Annotated in this window: 7 protein-coding genes; 1 reads left to right on the top strand and 6 read right to left on the bottom strand. The window is 69.6% G+C overall.

The window, feature by feature from the left end:
• Positions 1-100 precede the first annotated feature (100 nt).
• From D7Y04_RS45780 to alaS, 3 genes are read right to left on the bottom strand one after another with little or no spacing between them, the layout of a single operon-like run.
• Positions 101-5197 carry a TIGR02266 family protein gene (locus D7Y04_RS45780; RefSeq protein ID WP_233601536.1) on the bottom strand — a complete coding sequence of 1699 codons (5097 nt, stop codon included), beginning with the start codon at positions 5195-5197 and terminating at the stop codon, positions 101-103.
• Positions 5194-5859: a hypothetical protein gene (locus D7Y04_RS22440; RefSeq protein WP_121760654.1), complete on the bottom strand. Its 666-nt coding sequence runs from the start codon at positions 5857-5859 to the stop codon at positions 5194-5196. The genes D7Y04_RS45780 and D7Y04_RS22440 overlap by 4 nt, the downstream gene beginning before the upstream one ends.
• Positions 5856-8603 carry an alanine--tRNA ligase gene (gene alaS, locus D7Y04_RS22445; RefSeq protein WP_370457185.1) on the bottom strand — a complete coding sequence of 916 codons (2748 nt, stop codon included), beginning with the start codon at positions 8601-8603 and terminating at the stop codon, positions 5856-5858. Before alaS ends, D7Y04_RS22440 begins: the two co-directional genes overlap by 4 nt.
• Positions 8604-9004: 401 nt before the next feature.
• Between alaS and D7Y04_RS22450 the strand changes: the two genes are divergently transcribed.
• The gene (locus tag D7Y04_RS22450) at positions 9005-10063 is read left to right on the top strand and encodes a triacylglycerol lipase (RefSeq protein WP_120596158.1); all 1059 of its coding nucleotides are present in this window, start codon (positions 9005-9007) and stop codon (positions 10061-10063) included.
• Positions 10064-10066: 3 nt separating this feature from the next.
• Here D7Y04_RS22450 and D7Y04_RS22455 read toward each other — a convergent pair whose 3' ends face one another.
• The 3 genes from D7Y04_RS22455 to D7Y04_RS22465 are packed head-to-tail and all read right to left on the bottom strand — an operon-like array spanning position 10067 to position 16319.
• Positions 10067-10504, bottom strand: coding sequence for a serine O-acetyltransferase (locus tag D7Y04_RS22455; protein WP_120596159.1), 438 nt, complete (start codon positions 10502-10504; stop codon positions 10067-10069).
• Positions 10486-11679 (bottom strand): GNAT family N-acetyltransferase, encoded by a 1194-nt coding sequence (locus D7Y04_RS22460; protein WP_199749714.1) that lies wholly within the window; start codon positions 11677-11679, stop codon positions 10486-10488. The genes D7Y04_RS22455 and D7Y04_RS22460 overlap by 19 nt, the downstream gene beginning before the upstream one ends.
• A 35-nt stretch (positions 11680-11714) precedes the next feature.
• Positions 11715-16319, bottom strand: coding sequence for a hypothetical protein (locus D7Y04_RS22465; RefSeq protein WP_147477176.1), 4605 nt, complete (start codon positions 16317-16319; stop codon positions 11715-11717).
• Positions 16320-16333 lie beyond the last annotated feature (14 nt).

Raw genomic sequence — 16333 nt, forward strand, 5'->3', positions numbered from 1 at the left:
AGGTTCCTCCCGCTTGAAGTGTGGGACCTGGAATGGAAGCTGGGACGGAAGGGCCAGACAGCGCAGCTGCCCGGGGGACGGAGCCAGGAGGCCGAGGGCCTCAGCGCCGGCCGAAGAGCTTCTTCAAGCCGGAAAGCAGGCCGCTCGGCCGGGCTTCCGGTTCGGTGTGGAAGGGCGAGCGGGCGATGAGTGCATCGCGGGAGGCGTCGTCCAGCTCCTCCGCCGCGAGCGTCACCGGCTGCCGCTTCGCGCCGGGCAGGGTGGCGCTGAAGGCGAGGGTGCCGTCAGTGGACAGCTCCAGGTGCACCTCCACCTCGCCGGGGCGTTCCACGGTGAGGGTGAGGCAGCCGAGCCATTCGTTCTCCACGGCGGTGGCGGCGGTGCCCTGGAAGAAGGCGAGCGCCAGCGGACCGGGGACGGTGATGGGGATGACGAGCGTCTTCGCGGTGGGCAGGCGGGTGTTGCGCTCCAGCACGCGGCGAAAGGTGCCGGCGTCCTCGGCGACGCCGATGGGGGCGGTGAGCACCTCCGAGACGCTGGCGGCGGGCTTGCCGGTCTCCGACAGCAAGAGCGCGTGACCGAGCAGCGCGGCGCCGCGAACCACGGCGGTGCGGGCGTCCACGTCGTCGTCGCGCACGGGCACGCCCAGGCTCTCCTCCAGGCGGCGGCGCACGAGCGGTGAACGGGACTGGCCGCCCACGAGGAGCACGGCGTCCAGGCCTTGAGGGGACAGGGCGTTGGACTCCAGCACCTCGCGGGTGACGGAGACGACGCGCTGGGCGAGGTCGGCGGTGAGGGCCTCCATGCGCTCGCGGTCGAGCTTGGGGCCAGGGCCGGTGGGCAGGGTGACGTCCACGCTGTCCTGGGTGGAGAGGGTCTCCTTGGTGGATTCAGCGAGGGTGCGCAGGGGGCCCCAGTCGAGCAGGTGTTCGGGGCGGGGGTGGCCCTGTTCGGCGAGGTCGCTGACGAGCGCCTCGGCGATGCGGGCGTCGAAGTCCATGCCACCGAGGGTGGGGTCGCCGCCGGTGGTGACGACCTCCAGGTCATCGCCGGTGACCTGCACGACGCAGACCTCCAGGCCGCCGCCGCCCAGGTCCACGACGAGGACGCGTTTGCGAGCGAGGCCCCGGCCATGTGCGTAAGCGAGCGCCGCGGCGGCGCTGTTGGTGAGCACGCGGGGAACGTCCAGGCCGGCCATGGTGGCGGCTTCGCGAAGGGCGGCGCGCTGGCGTTCGGTGAAGTGCGAAGGCGCGCAGAGCACGGCGCGCGTCACCTTGCGGCCGAGGTGCGTGGTGGCCGCCTGGTGCAGTTCGCGCAGCAGCATCGCGGTGAGGAGGGTGGGCGCCACGTGGCGGCCATCGAGCTCCACGCCCGCGTCGCCATGGAGGTCAGTGGCGATGGGGAAGTGGAGTTGCGGGGAGAGCCAGCGCAGGTTCGGGGAGCGGGTGCGAATGCCGAGCAGGCGCTTGAGGCCGGTCGCGGCGCGTCGGGGTGCACGGGAGGCTTCGACGAGCGCGGCGGCACCGACCAGGAACTCTCCGGTGCTGTTCACCGCGATGACGGAGGGAAGGCCCGAACCGTCGTTGCCGGGGATGGGGATGGTTGTGGCGACGCCGTCGATGAGCGCGGCGACGCGAGCGTGTGAAGTGCCCACGTCGATGCCGAGCACGACCTCCGCCGCCGCGGGCGTGGTGACGGGCACGGCGGGAGCCAGGTCGAAGAACGTGCGTCGGCGGCTGCGCGCGGTGGCTGTGCTGCTCTGTGCGTCAGCGGAAGGCTGCGGCGCGGCTTCATCGGTGCGCGGGGACTGGGGCGCGGTGGATGGCTGTGACGGTGGTGGTGACGAGGCCGCGAGGACAGATGCTGCGGCTTCGGTGGACCGTGGGGTTTCTGTCGCGGCCGATGCTTGGGGGTTCGGTTGTTCCGCCGCCGTGCTGCTGGGCGCGGTGGCGTCGCTGGCGCGCGGAGATTCTGGCGCAGCCGATGCTTGTCCCAATGCCGCGCTGATGAGTGCAGCGGCTTCACTGGAGCGGGAGGCCTCTGGCGCAGCCGATGCTTGAGGATTCGGTTGTTCCGAAGCCGCGTTGCTGGGCGCGGTGGCTTCGCTGGCGCGCGGGGATTCTGTCGCGGCCGATGCTTGTCCCAACGCCGCGCTGATGAGTGCAACCGCTTCACTGGAGCGCGAGGACTCTGGCGCAGCAGATGCTTGGGGATTCGGCTGTTCCGCCGCCGTGCTGCTGGGCGCGGTGGCTTCGCTGGAGCGCGGGGACTCTGGCGCGGCCGATGCTTGTCCCAACGCCGCGCTGATGAGCGCAGCGGCTTCGCTGGCGCGCGAGGAATCTGCCGCAGCCGATGCTTGAGGATTCGGTTGTTCCGACGCCGCGCTGATGGTCGCGGCGGATTCACTGGCGCGCGGTGATTCTGTCGCGGCCGATTCTTGAGGGTGCTGGGGTTCCGAATCCGTGCTGATGCGCGCGGTGGCTTCGCTGGCGCGCGGGGACTCTGTCTCGGCCAATGCTTGAGGATGCGGTTGTGCCGACTCCGCGCTGACTGTCGCGGTGGCTTCGCTGGAACGAGGCGGCTGCTCCGTGGCGGATGCCTGCTGCGAAGGCGTACTGACCTGTGCGGTGGTTTCGCTGGCGGGGGCGGGCTGTTGCTCCGAGGTCGAGCTGTCCGCACCGGAAGCTTCGTGCTCCACGGCGGATTCGCGCGGCGATGGTTTCTCTGCGGTGCTGCCCGGAGCGGCGGCTTCGTTGCCGCTGGGCGCATTCGCCGCGGTGTGCTGTGTGGCTTCGCCCGATGCGACCGGTGACGCGGAGGCGCTGCTGGAAACCTGGAGGGGCGCCGATTCCTCGTCGGGCGGCTTCGTGTCGGAAGCGAGCGCATTCGAGGCGTCCAGCACCGTCGGAGGCGGAGTCTCTTCGGGGGGCGGTGCTACCGGGGATGCGGACCGCGTCTCTTCGTGGGACTCCGCAGCCAGCACTGAAGCGAGCGCCTCATCGTGCTCTGGCGCCTGTCCCGACGCCGATTCGAGTTCGGGCGAAGCATCCACCGCCGGGGTCGTGTCTTCGGAGGCAGAGGGCCCGACGAGCGCCGTCCATGCATCCTCGATCGGTAGTTCGACCACGACGACTGTCGATGCGTCCTCCTCGTCCATCGGAGGCGCGGAGACGGGCTCGGGCACAGGGGCCGAACTCGCAGTCGGAGCGGCCGTTGAAGTCGTGACGGCTTGCGTGTCGGGCTCGGGCTCGTCGGTGTCCGTGGCTCCGACAGCTTGTTCAAGCGCCGCGCTGAACGGATCCACGTCCTCCGTGTCCGTGCTGAGCGCGCGCGGAAGGGAGTCCGGATCGATGCCCCATGCTCGAAGGCGTTCGGCCTCCCTTTGGCTCGGCGTCGCGAATGGCTCTGGAGGAGGGGGCGTTTCCTTCGGAGCATCCTCCGAATGGAACTCCACCGGCTGCGACGTCGCCTGGGGAAGGTCTTCTACGACGTCGGAGTCCGTGACTGCCGGGGCGGTCTCCTCTGGCGAGCCCTTGGCGGCGGCGAAGTCCGGGGCGGCCGGGAAGTGCTCCGCCGGCGGAAGCACTGCTTCGGTATCGACTCCCTCGGCATCGGAGGCCGACACCGTCCGAGCATCGTCTTCTTCCGAAGGCACCGTTGCCGCGAAAGAGGCGCCCTCGGTGTCGGAGTCCGGATCCGGCCACTCACTGCTCGCCTCTGGATGGATCTGCTCCTGGGCGGTGACGGCGTCGGAGGCTTCTTCTGAGGGAGCCCAGGAGCTCTCTGCCGGAGGAGTCGTCGAGTCTTCGGCGCTTTCCGTCGCATGCGCGTCCGGTGCGAACGAGGACTCGGGCTCCGAGGAAGCGGGAGGCTCCTCCGACTCCATGCTGAGGTCGACGTCGAAGTCGAACGACGAGCCGGAGTCCGCCTGCGCCTCGCCGGACACGGCTGTCGCTTCCGCTTCGCCTGACGTGTCCGCGAGCGCGGAAGCCGTGTCGCCAGTCTCCTCCGTCGCGTACTCGGAGCTCCACCCGGAATGCTCGGGAGCATGCGCGGCTCCGAGCACGGCGTTTGGATCAAACGCGTCCACTGACGCGGGAGTGAAGTGGTGCGCGGATGCTTCACCAACGTCAGGCGCGCCAGATTCCTCTGTTTCCGGTGGAAGCGCTTCGTCCTCGCGTGCATCCGGAGCGGAGGCGTCCCCATCAGCCACCGCGGACTGCGCTTCCTCGCGACCGTCATCGGCCTCTGGCGCAGCCGATGCGTCCGCTGTGCTCGGAGTCGAATTCCATGCAGAGGTTTCGGCGTCGGCGAATGAAGCGGCGGGGAGGTTCTCGGTACTGGCGGGCGCCTCCCAAGGCGAAGCTTCCGCCGGTGCGTTCGTCTCCGCCTCGGAAGCCTCAACCTGCTGTGAAGCCGCGGGAGGCTCCGGCGGCCTCACGGCCGCGAAGGTACCGGAGGTCGCGGGCGTCCGTTCCCCGGCCTGGACTCCTCTGGACGCAGGAGTCGTCGGCTGGACCGTGAACATCTCCTGGGTCGCCCGTTGTGGCTCCAGTCCGACCGGATGCCTCCGTGGCTTCCGCGGGAAGTCCACCGACGGAAGGGGAGCCAGCTCCTCTTCTTCGTCGACCGCGTGCTCCGGAAACAGCGACACCGGCTCATCCGGTTCAGCCAGGTCCGGCGGCGGCTCCGCGACGGGTAGCTTCACGGCCGGCAACGTCATGGACGCCTTCAGCGGCGCAGCGCGCGTCCCCGGTTCATCGAGGACCATCTTCGCTGGAGGCTCTACCGGTGCCGGTGCCTCACTGCCTGCCGCGGGCCGTGCCGGATTCACCGCTGGAGTCCGTCGCACCAGCCCCGGCGGCGCCGCCTCCATCCCGCTCCGCCGCGCGACGATGCGGTCGATGAGCGCCTTGCTCGCCGCGTCCAGCTTGGTGAAGCGCACCGTCATCCCGGTCCGCGCAATCCCCGCGTCCGGCTGCGCCTTCAGCACCACGCCTTCACCGCGCAACAGCCGCGTGCCGTCCGCGAGGACGAACTCGAACGCCAGCCCCGTGCCTTCCGGCTTGAGCGCTCGTGTGGCTACGAACACTCCACCGCGCCCCACGTTCGAGCCATACCGCTCGATGAACTCCTCCTCTCCCGTGTACGGGAGTCGGATGCGGAGGGGGAGGAGCTTGGGGGCCGGCCCGGTCATCGCAAGGGGATCCGCACGTCCCCGCCGGAGCCCTGCACCACGAGCGCCAGCCCATCGTCTTGCACCGCGTCCGGCGGCACTTCGAACAGCAGCGCCACTTCCGTGCGCTGCGAGGGCGCCCACGTGGTGGGCAGGGGCTTCGTGCCGGCCACCGCCTGCGCGTCACGCGCCAGCGGATACGTCTGCCCCTTCGCGTCCGTGAGCTTCACTCCCTCCAGCGCCAGCGGCGCGGGCATCCCGCCCACGTTCTGGGTGATGAGCTCCACGCGCAGGAACAGGTCCTCCGTCGTGAGGCTCAGACCCGCCTTGCCGGAGCCCTTCACCGAGTGCGACGCCTCCAGCCCCGTCACCTTCATCGCCACCGTGTCCACGTGCACGGTGTCGTTGCGCTCGGGCAGCCGCAGCTTGCGCGGGCCGCTGTCGCCCATGCCCGCGGCCAGGCCCGCCAGCTTCGACTCCTCCGGCTCGCGCTGGGCCGGCTGCGGACGCGTGGCCACGGCGCCGCCCTGCTTCACCCGGTCCGCCTCCGCGCGCAGCTTCTGGAGCGTGCGCGCGTCGGCTTCCTGGCCCTCTTCGGGCGTGGAGGCTTCCTTCGTGCAGCCCCCCCACAGGAGGGCCGCCGTCAGGAACGCCAGGGTTCGGGATGAAGCGCGAGGACTCACGCCGGGCTCGCGCCCTTCACCAGCTCGAAGAGCTTCTCGAGCGCCACGGGCAGCTTGTCCGCGTCCGGGCCACCGGCCTGGGCCATGTCCGGCTTGCCGCCGCCCTTGCCGCCCACTTCCTTGGCCATCTCGCGCACCAGGTTGCCCGCGCTGATGCCCTTGGCCACCACGTCCTTGGTGAGCGCCACCAGGATGACGGCGCGGCCGTCCTTCTCACCGCCAATGGCGATGACGCCCGAGCCGATGCGGTCGCGCAGCTGATCCGCCATGCCGCGGAACACCTTGTCGTCCGCAGGGTCCACGCGCGTGGCCAGCACCTTCATGCCGTTGACCTCGCGCGCCTGGTCCAGGAGGTCCTTCTGCGAGGCCGACTGGGCCTTCACCGAGACCTCCTCCACCTTGCGCTCCAGCTCCTTCACGCGCTTCTGGGTGGCCTCGACGCGGACAGCGACTTCCTTGGGGTTCGTGCGGAGCAGCGCCGCGACCTTCTTGAGCTCGTGTTCCTGCTCGCGAACGAACTGGAGCGCGCCCACGCCCGTCACGGCCACGATGCGCCGCACGCCGGAAGCGACGCCGCTCTCGCTGGTGACCTTGAACAGGCCGATGTCGCCGCTGCGCTTCACGTGCGTGCCGCCGCAGAGCTCCGTGGACTCCGGGTGCACGGTGACGACGCGCACGGTGTCGCCGTACTTCTCACCGAACATGGCCACGGCGCCGGACTTCTTCGCGTCGTCCAGGTTCATGACGCGCGTCTGCGCATCCGCGTTGTCGCGGACCCAGGTGTTGACCAGGTCCTCCACCAGCTCCAACTGCTCCTGGGTGGCAGGGGAGAAGTGCGAGAAGTCGAAGCGCAGGAAGTCCGGCGCGACGACGGAGCCCGCCTGCTTCACGTGCTCGCCGAGCACGCGCTTGAGCGCCTTGTGCAGCAGGTGCGTGGCGGAGTGGTTGGCGCGGATGGACTTGCGGCGCTCCACGTCCACGGACGTCTGCACCATGTCGCCGACCTTCAGCGTGCCTTCCTTCACCTCCACGCTGTGGACGATGAGGCCCTGCACCGGGCGCTGCGCGTCCTTCACCTGCACCACGGTCTTGCCGCCGTGCGCGACGATGCGGCCCGTGTCGCCCTGCTGGCCGCCGGACTCGCCGTAGAACGGAGTGCGGTCCAGCACCACGTCCACCGTGGCGCCCGCGGAGACCTGGGGCACCTCCACGCCGTCCTGCACGAGCGCGATGACGCTGCCCTCTCCCTCGTGGCCCTCTCCGTCGTAGCCCAGGAACTGGGTGGGGGCGGTGCGCGACAGGACGGTCTGGAAGACTTCCGTGGTGGACTTCTTCTCGCCGTGGAAGTCCTGGCTGGCGGCCTCCTTATCCTGGAGCACCTTGAAGCCTTCCAGGTCCACGTCGTAGCCGCGCTCGCGCGCGATGATCTGCGTGAGGTCCCACGGGAAGCCGTAGGTGCCGTGCAGCAGATAGACGACGTCGCCGGAGATCATCTTGCCGCTGGAGGCCTGGAGCTTGGACAGCTCTTCGTCCATCAGCTTGAGGCCGCGGTCGAGCGTGCGGCGGAAGCCCTCCTCCTCGTGCTTGGCGACTTCGAGGATGAACGTGCGGCCGTCGCGCAGCTCGGGGAACGCGTCGCCCATGAGCTCGATGACGCGGTCCACGACCTTGAAGAAGAAGGGCTCCTTGATGCCCAGCTGCTGATCACCGTGACGGATGGCCCGGCGCATGATGCGGCGCAGGACGTAGCCGCGCGCCACGTTGGAGGGCTGGACGCCGTCGGCCACGAGGAACGCGGTGGCGCGGGCGTGGTCGGCGACGACGCGCTGCGAGGCGCCGGTCTCCTGGGTGTAGGGCTTGCCGCACAGCTCGCTGACGGTGGCGAGGATGCCCTGGAAGAGGTCGGTGTCGTAGTTGGAGCGCTTGCCCTGGACGACGGACGCGATGCGCTCCAGGCCGGCGCCGGTGTCGATGGACGGCTTGGGGAGCGGGATGAGGGGCGCGTCCTTCTCCTTGCGTTCGAACTGCATGAACACGAGGTTCCAGATTTCGAGCCACCGGTCGCAATCACACGCGACGCCCTGGCACTTCCTGCCCGCGGCCTCTTCGACACAGGGGATGTCGTCGCCCTGGTGGTAGTGGATTTCAGAGCAGGGGCCGCACGGGCCGGTGTCGCCCATGGCCCAGAAGTTGTCCTTGTAGCCGAGCTTCAGGATGCGGTCGCGAGACACGCCCTCCTTCGCCCACAGGTCGAAGGCCTCTTCATCCCAGGGGATGTTGTTCTCGCCGTTGAACACGGTGACGGCGAGCCGGTCGATGGCCAGGCCCAGGCGCTTCGTCACGAACTCCCAGGCGAACGAGATGGCGTCGGCCTTGAAGTAGTCGCCGAAGGAGAAGTTGCCGAGCATCTCGAAGAACGTGTGGTGGCGCGCGGTGTAGCCCACGTTGTCGAGGTCGTTGTGCTTGCCGCCGGCGCGCACGCACTTCTGGGAGGAAGTGGCGCGGCGGTAGTCCCGCTGCTCGCGGCCGGTGAAGACGTCCTTGAACTGGACCATGCCGGCGTTGGTGAACAGCAGGGTCTGGTCGCCAACGGGCACCAGCGAGGAGGAGGCCACACGGCGGTGGGCGCGCTCCTCGAAGAACTGGAGGAACGCCTCGCGGATCTGGGAGGCGGTGAGGGCGGAAGGCATGGTGTGGGTATATGCCACAAGAGGGCCGGGCGCAGCAGTTCCTGGACGGGTCATCCCCAGTGGGACGGGGCATGTAGGCAGGGCTGACGACAGGAGGGCAGGGGAGCGGCCGGGGGCGGGGTGGGTGGCCTGCTGTGAGCGCTCTGGCGCATGCCTTCCGCGCGCATCGACTGCTGCTTTCTCGCAACGCTTTGGGTGTGCCTTGCGGGTTCCAGGCGTGCACGGTTCGCAACGAGCATGATCAGGCCAATGGGGTGAGGCGGATCCTGCGCGCGGATGACCGCCGCCGGATCAGGGAGTGAAGCGGCTTCCTTCTATGTCGCACCGCGCCACGCGCCCGGAGTCTCGGCTTCTCACGGACTTGGAACGGGCACGCAACTCCCGGCGCCATTTACCGACAATGTAGGCAAGCCTCCCTGCTGCTCAACTCGGCTCCCCCCTCCCGAGGTCCCCTCATGGTCCAGGTCACGCGTCCTTCCAGCCTCACGCCGTCCACGCAGACGCGGGTCGCTCCGGAGGCTCCTGCCCGGGCCAAGGGCGCGCAGGGTTTCAACGCCATCGTGAAGGGGGACAGCTTCTCGTCGACGGCTCAGGCGGGGTCTCAGCAGGTCAATGCCCTGCGCCTTCCCATCCCCTGGCCCGGTAAGGGCGAGGCGGACAAGATCGGCTGGATCCAGAAGGCGTACCCGCCCGCGAAGGACTCCACCGCGGAGTTCATGAAGCTCAACCAGGCCGTGCGCGCGGGCCAGAACGTGATGCCCCCCGAGGCCAAGAACTGCGTGTTCCTGGCCGTGGGCGGTCTGCTCTCCGAGGCCGCGCCCAAGCAGATCTACTTCGACAAGAACCTGGACGCGCTCGAGGCACAGGGTCTCCAGGTCGGCCGCGTGCCCGTCGACACGGACATGGGCGTGGAGCACAACGCCGCCATCGTTCGTCAGGCGGTGCTCGAGGCCTCCAAGAACGGCAAGCAGGTGGTTCTCATCGGCCACAGCAAGGGTGGCCTGGACTCCGCGGCGGCCCTGTCGATGTACCCCGAGCTCAAGGAGCACGTGCGCGCCCTGGTCACCATCCAGTCGCCTTACGGCGGCTCGCCCATGGCGCAGGACCTGCTGGACAACCCGCTCGTGCGCTACGGCGTGGGCGGCGCCATCGAGGCGCTCGGTGGCAGCATCCAGGCCGGTGAGGACCTGACGTACGACTCGCGCAAGGAGTTCCTGGCGAAGCACCCGATGCCCGAGGGCATCCCCACGGTGAGCATGGCCTCCACCACCGCGAACCCGACGTCGCCGCTGTTCGCCATGCAGGAGTACATGCATCAGCGCTACGGCGTGAAGTCCGACGGCCTGGTGCTCCCGCAGGACGCGTTCATCCCCGGCTCCAAGTCCGTGACCCTGTCCGGACTGGATCACCTGGACTCGACCGGGACGACGCTCAACCCGTTCAAGCCCTACCAGCCCGAGGACCTGACCCTCTCGCTGGTCGCGATGGCGCTGAAGATGCCCAAGGGCGGCTGAGTTTCACGTCCCCGTAGGCGGGACCTTCTGCTTCAGCTCGCGCGCCGGAATCCCCGCCACGGTGGTCCCCGGCGCCACGTCGTCCAGCACGATGGCGTTGGCGCCAACCTTCGCGCCGTCGCCAATCACCACCGGGCCCAGCACCTGGGCGCCCACGCCGATGTAGACGTCGCGGCCCACGCGGGGCACGCCGACGCGTCCGGGCAGGGGCTCCAGGCTCACGTTCTGGGAGATGAAGCTGTTCTCTCCAATCTCCACGCCCGACGCGATGATGACGCCGATGCCCCCGTAGCCCAGCTCCACCGTGGGGTGCAGCACGGCCTTCGTGTCCACGTGGCTGCTGTGGAGGCGGTCACCCACCGTGGCCACCATGTTCGCGAGCCTCGGGAGCGCCTGGAGCCGCTTCGCGGCCCGGTAGAACGTCAGCGCCGTCGGACCCATCTGCCCACCATCCTTTTCGCCACCGGAGCCCAGCGGAATTTCGAGCGTTGCAGCGTCTGCCCCATCCACGTGTCCCGGTAGATGAACAGCCAGTGGTGCTGCCGGACCTGCTCCGTCCACTCGCGCTTGTAGGGAGCATCATCCCCCAACAAGTCCAGCTCGCCCAGGCCCCTTCCGATGCAATCCTGGATCAGGTTCTCCGTCAGGAGGTGACCCGGGCTGACCTCCGCCAACGACTCGTCATAGCCCGGCTTCATCGCCAGATAGCGACCGGCGTATTCCAGCCCGTACTGGAACGCGATGGGACGTGAGTCCAGTCGCAAAAAATACAATCCCAGCCAGCCGCGCTCCGCCGCCGTGTGCGCGAGCCCCGTGTAGAAGTCCCGACGGTGCCGCGCCTGCGCGATGGCCGTGCCCTCCCGCGCCTTCCAGCCGCTCTGCTCCAGTGCGAAGGCCTCCTCCAGCTTCGACCCCAGGCCCTCCACTTCGGCCACGCGCTCCACCTCCACGCGGCCCTTCTCCTCCAGGCGCCTGCGCCTTCTGCGCAGCGGCTTCGCGTTGCTCCGGCCCTTCGTCCACGCCGCCACCGTGGAGGGCAACACCAGGTAGGGCGAGCGCGAGCTCGGCCATGCGCCCCAGGGCATCCCCGCGCCCTTTGCCGCGTTGAGCAGCTCCCAGGCCGCGCCTCCCTCCGGCACGTCCGACAGCCGGAGCACCTCCCAGCTCGGGTCGCCCATCAGATGCGACAGGAAGGCCACCGCGGCGCGCTTGGGCTCGTCCGCCACCAGGTCGAAGCGGCACGAGTGCTTGTTCGTCAGCGATGACAACTGACGCACCGGCATTCCGTACTGGTGGCCCTGCTCCTCCTGGAGCCCCAGCACCGCCACCAGCATGCCCAGCGCGTTCCTCGCCGTGAGGATGCGCAGGGCCGCATTGGGCGCGAAGTGCTGAAGCCAGCAGCGCACGAACTCGTGCCGGTGGAACACCTGGTCGTCCACGCGCTTCACCAGCGCGTTCCACTCCACCTCCATTGCATCGAAGGCCGCGAGACTCCGGACCTCCTCCACGCACAGGGGCTCCACGCGCCCGCGCGTCATGAGCTCCACCGCGTTGGGGCGGGGGAGGGACGGGACGCGGCCCCCGAGCACCGCGTCCGTGATGGGACTCTCCTCCATGAACATCGCTCCTCGGGTCTCTCGCTCGGGGGGACTCAGGACAACGGCTCGCCTGCGTCATCCGCCGCTTCGGGTCCCAGCACTTCAGGTCCCTGTTTCTTCAGCGGTTCGTCGCGCAGCAGCACCGGCCCCTCGGTCTTCGTCAGCGCGTGGGTGTCCATGGGAACGTGATGCACCTGCACCGGGACCCTGGTGCTGGGGAGCTCCACCGTCGTCTTGAACACCGCCTCCGCCGGGGCCGGCATGACGGGCGTGGGCGCCTCCACCACCGGCGCCGGCCGCTTCGACTGCTTCTTGATGCCGCGGAAGAGCCAGCCGCCCTTCTGGCGCTCGTACAGCTTGCGCGTCTCCACCGCCGCGCGTGCATGAGACACGCGGCCCGTCTCCAGGTCCTCCAGCAACATCTCGCTCAGCCGACGGCGCGTCACGCTGTCCAGGTAGTCGAAGACCTTCTCCAGCTTGCGCACCACCACCTGCGTCGCGCCGCCCTCCGCGGTGTGCGTCAGCGCGGCGATCTTCAATTCGTGCCGCGTCCTCGCGCGCTCCGCCAGTTTGCGCAGCCGGTCCGATTCGTCCGGCGACGCTGCCTTGTTGACGAGCCCCGGCAGCACCGTGCGCGCCAGACCCGCGTCCACGAAGCCCGAGTCGTCGAACGTCTCCAGCGACTCCAGCGCCCGCCGCCGCGCCTCCACCGACGTGCCCTCCAGCGCCTTCAGCGCCGTCGTCACCCGGTCCAGCGCCATCCAGCGGTACACCCAGTCCAGGCCCGTGCCCTTGATGTTCTGCGCGCCCATGATGCTCACCTGCATCCCGGGCGCCACCGCGCGGGCGCACGCGTCCACCACCTGGTCGCCCGTCGCCTGCGAGTCGGACACCGGCACCAGCTGCTCCAGCATCATGGCCTTGTAGGCGTCGCGGAACTTCGCGTGGAACGTCTTCACGCGGCCCTGCGCATCCGCTTCACCCCGGGGCAGCAGCGCCTTCAGTCGCGCGTGCACCGCCATGCGCGCCAGGAGATACAGCGCGTGTTCGCGCACCTCGTCCTTCGTCGCGGCCGTCAGCACCTCCGGCAGCGAGGAGGGCTGTGCGCGCGACACCGGAGACAGCGCCTCGTCGATGAGCGGGCCCACCTCTCGCTCCAGCGAGCGGCGCACCTTCTCCACTCCCACGTCGTCGTCTCCGCCCTCCAGCGCCTTCTCCACCGCGGCGGTCAGCGCCAGCGTGGCAGTTGCCTGGAGCCCTGCGCCGGCCGCGTACCGCTCCAGCCGGTCCAGGAACGTGGCCTTCGTGGGACGCGGTACCTTCAGCTTCGCCAGTTCCTTCGCGAGCCTCGCCTCCGCGCGGGCCTGACCCTCGGGGCTTGCAACCTCCTCCTCCGCGACGACCTCCGTACTCATGAGGTGCCGATCCAACGCGCCGCGCACGTACTTCTGCAGGCCCTCCAGGTTCGTGCCGATGAGCACGTGCCGGTCCGCGGGCGCGTCCTCCACCATGATGCGCGCGAACACCTCCGAGCGCGACACGCGGTCCCAGCGGTTGTTGATGACCGTGATGACCGCGCGCTCCGGGTTCGCGTCCGGATCCACATCCCCCAGACCCGTGCGGATCCAGTTGTTCATGAAGCCCGTGCGCTCGTTCGCCGAGTGCCCGTTGATGAACTGGAGTTGCCGCCCGCGCACCTTCGCCGGCGGGAAGACCTTCAGCACGCCGATTTCGGGCTGCACGTGCTCGGCCATCAGCGCCAGCGCGTACGACCGCGACACGCCGAGTTGCTCCGCCAGCGTCGCCACCAGTGCCATGTTGCGCGGGTGCTCGCGGTAGGGGAACAGCGCGAGGAACTCCTCGGGAATCAGCTCCGCTTCCCACCACGCGCTGTGCAGGAGCGTGGTGTCCTTCTCCTGCGCCGCCTGCTTGAAGAGTGGGAGGAAATGGTCCTCCGTCGTCACCACCCGGCCGCCCTTGGGCATGAAGTTGGTGATGACCGACGCGACGTTGATGCCCGCCGGACCCTGGATGTCCTCGTGGTCCGGATAGGCGTTGGTCAGCGTGGCGAAGTCGTCCTTCATCCAGTCGTTCTGGAGCAGTTCGACGAAGTTGGGCTGCAGCGCCATGCACTCCCAGAGGAACACCTCCGTGCCCAGGCGCGCGCCCAGCTCCACCATGTCCTTCTGTTCCCAGATGGTGGCCTTGTCGTAGGGCCGGAAGATGAAGAACTCGGACGGCCCGGCGCCCGGGGCGCTGTGCACGAACATCGCCTCCGAGCCCGTCGTCTTCGCGAACACTTCGAAGCCCATGCCGGAGAAGAGCGCCGCCTTCAGGCGCTCCGTGCCGGACTTGCCGCGCGTGCCCCAGCCGCCGATGACGAGCGGAATCTTCTCCCGGGACTTCCGCACGCTCTGGCGCTTCACGTACGTGTCGCCCAGGAAGACGGAGAAGAGCGCCGCGGTGAAGAGGCCCAGCGCCGCGATGCCATTGCCTCCCATTCCGAGGAAGTAGCCCTCGTTCTCCATGATGCGCTCGGTGAGGAGCGCCAGGAAGCCGCTCTGCAGGCCCAGCAGCGCGGGCGTGTGCAGCGTGGACGTGGGCTTCGGCGCGGCCTCCGGCTCATGGAAGAGCGTGGCGAGCGGAGAAGGGACCTGCTTGTGCTGACCGTACGGCGTGAAGCGCACCTGGACGCCCAGCTCGCGCTCCACCTGCTCCACGAAACGGCGGCGCTCGCGGGGCTCCTCGCCTCCCAGTGAGTCCAGCCGCAGCGTCGCGAGCCGACGGTAGTCCTTCGACACCTTCAGCCGGTTCGTCAGCCGGCGCAGGCGCGAGGTGGGCGGCACCAGCACCGTCTCGCCGTGGCTGCTGAACAGGTGCACCTTGCCGTCCTTCGACAGCGGCATGTCCAGCAGGTCGTCCACCGTGGGCAGGTGACGGCCCCAGCTGCCCTGGCTCGCCACGTGGACGCGCTCGCCGGGGACCAGCGTCTCCGTGATTTCGTCCAGGTGGCCCGGATGCGCGCGCAGCGTGCCGGACATCACTCGGCCGGTGGTGTGCAGGAACGCCTGGCGCTTGTTCGGCGCGGGGCGGCCCAACTCGTGCCACACGCGCCACAGGCGGCGCTCCTGCCGGTCGCCGTGCCACAGCGTCAGCGTCTTGTCCGTGCGCTCCGCGTACAGGCCGTGCCCGTCCTGCGACAGGTCCGCGAGGATGGCGCCCAACCACGCGGGGCCCTCCGGCATCGGCGGCAGGTTCTCCGGCGTGGGCTGGAGCGGGATGCGCGTGCGGCTGCCCGGGCGAAGCTTGGAGACGCGGCCCGCGAGGAACACCGTCCACGCCTGGCGCACCGGGTCCTTCACCCTGCGCAACACCTGAGCTGCCGCGGCGGCGGCCTCCACCACTGGCCCCGTGGCGCCCGGCTGCGTCGCCAGGGATTCCACCGCGTCCAGCAGCGCCGCGTGCGCGGGGCCCAGTCCGGCGGCCCCCAGCGCTTCCGCCAACGCGGCGGCGCGTTCGCACGACACTCTCAGCACCAGCGGCGCGGTGTCACGGCCGAGCACGTCCACCAGCACCTGGAGGACCGGACCCTTCACCTTCGGCGACGCGAGCGCCGCGTCCACCGCGGCCAGCACGGCGGCGGTGCGCACGCGTGGACTTGGCTCCGACAGCGTCTGTCCCGCGACGGCCGGCAGCTGCTCCAGCCCCGCCAGACGGCGCAGCAGCGGTTGCCCCTCCGGGCGCTGCGCGATGAGGGCGCACAGGCCCATGCGCACGTACTCGCTCGGGTCGTGGTGCGCGACCTCGGTGAGCAGCGGCACGCGGTGCTCTTCCGACAGCAGCGGCGCGCATTGCTCCAGCACCTGTCGGCGGAAGAGGAAGTCCCTCTCCGACGGAGCCTTCGCGCGCAGACGCTGGCGCAGCAGGGTGATGCCCTCGAGCACGTCCACCGTGAGCAGCGCGCGCAGTGCCTCCGCCTGGAAGAACGGACTCACGTCCTCCTGGCCCGCGAGGCTCGTCAGCGTGGGGCCCACTTCGGGCAGCGACGCGGCGACTCCCGGCACCGTCTGCGCGAGCTGCCGGAAGGCCTCCAGCGCGGCGAAGCGGTTCTGCGCCCGAGGCGCGTCCACAGCGCGGTCCAACAATTGCCTCGCCAGCGGCACCGCGGCGGGCTGCAACTCCTGAGCGTGGGCCTGTTCCAGTACGCCCGTCAGCGCGCGGAGCGCCGTCTCTTCTTCGATCAGCAGCTTGTGGCGGCGCTTCTCCAGCCGCTCGCGCAGGGCATCGAAGCCCATCCACCGGTCCAGTGCGCGCAGGTCCTCCTTGCGGTCCCTGCGGTCCTTCACCGTGGCCTTGATGTGATCCACCAGCACCTGGCGACGGGCGGCGTCATCCAGCGCCTCGTTGTGCTGACGCGTGAACTGGACGATCTCCGCGTGGACCGCGGACAGCTCCGTCTCCAGCGCCTCCAGGGCGACGCCCAGCCACGGGGCCAGTCCCTCCAGGCCCGCGGGGCGAGGGCACGACTCCACCAGCCGCTGGGCCAGGACCTCGACCTGGGCCCCGCGCACTCGACGGTGCAGCGGGGGCAGGGCTTCCAGCAGTTGGGACTCGAGAGGTTCGTTCGCCAGGTGCATGTCGCGGCCAGAGCTATTCATTGCTTGAGAAACCT

Origin of the sequence: Corallococcus sp. AB038B (assembly GCF_003668955.1) — a bacterium.
In the GTDB taxonomy this organism is placed as follows: Bacteria; Myxococcota; Myxococcia; order Myxococcales; family Myxococcaceae; genus Corallococcus; species Corallococcus exiguus.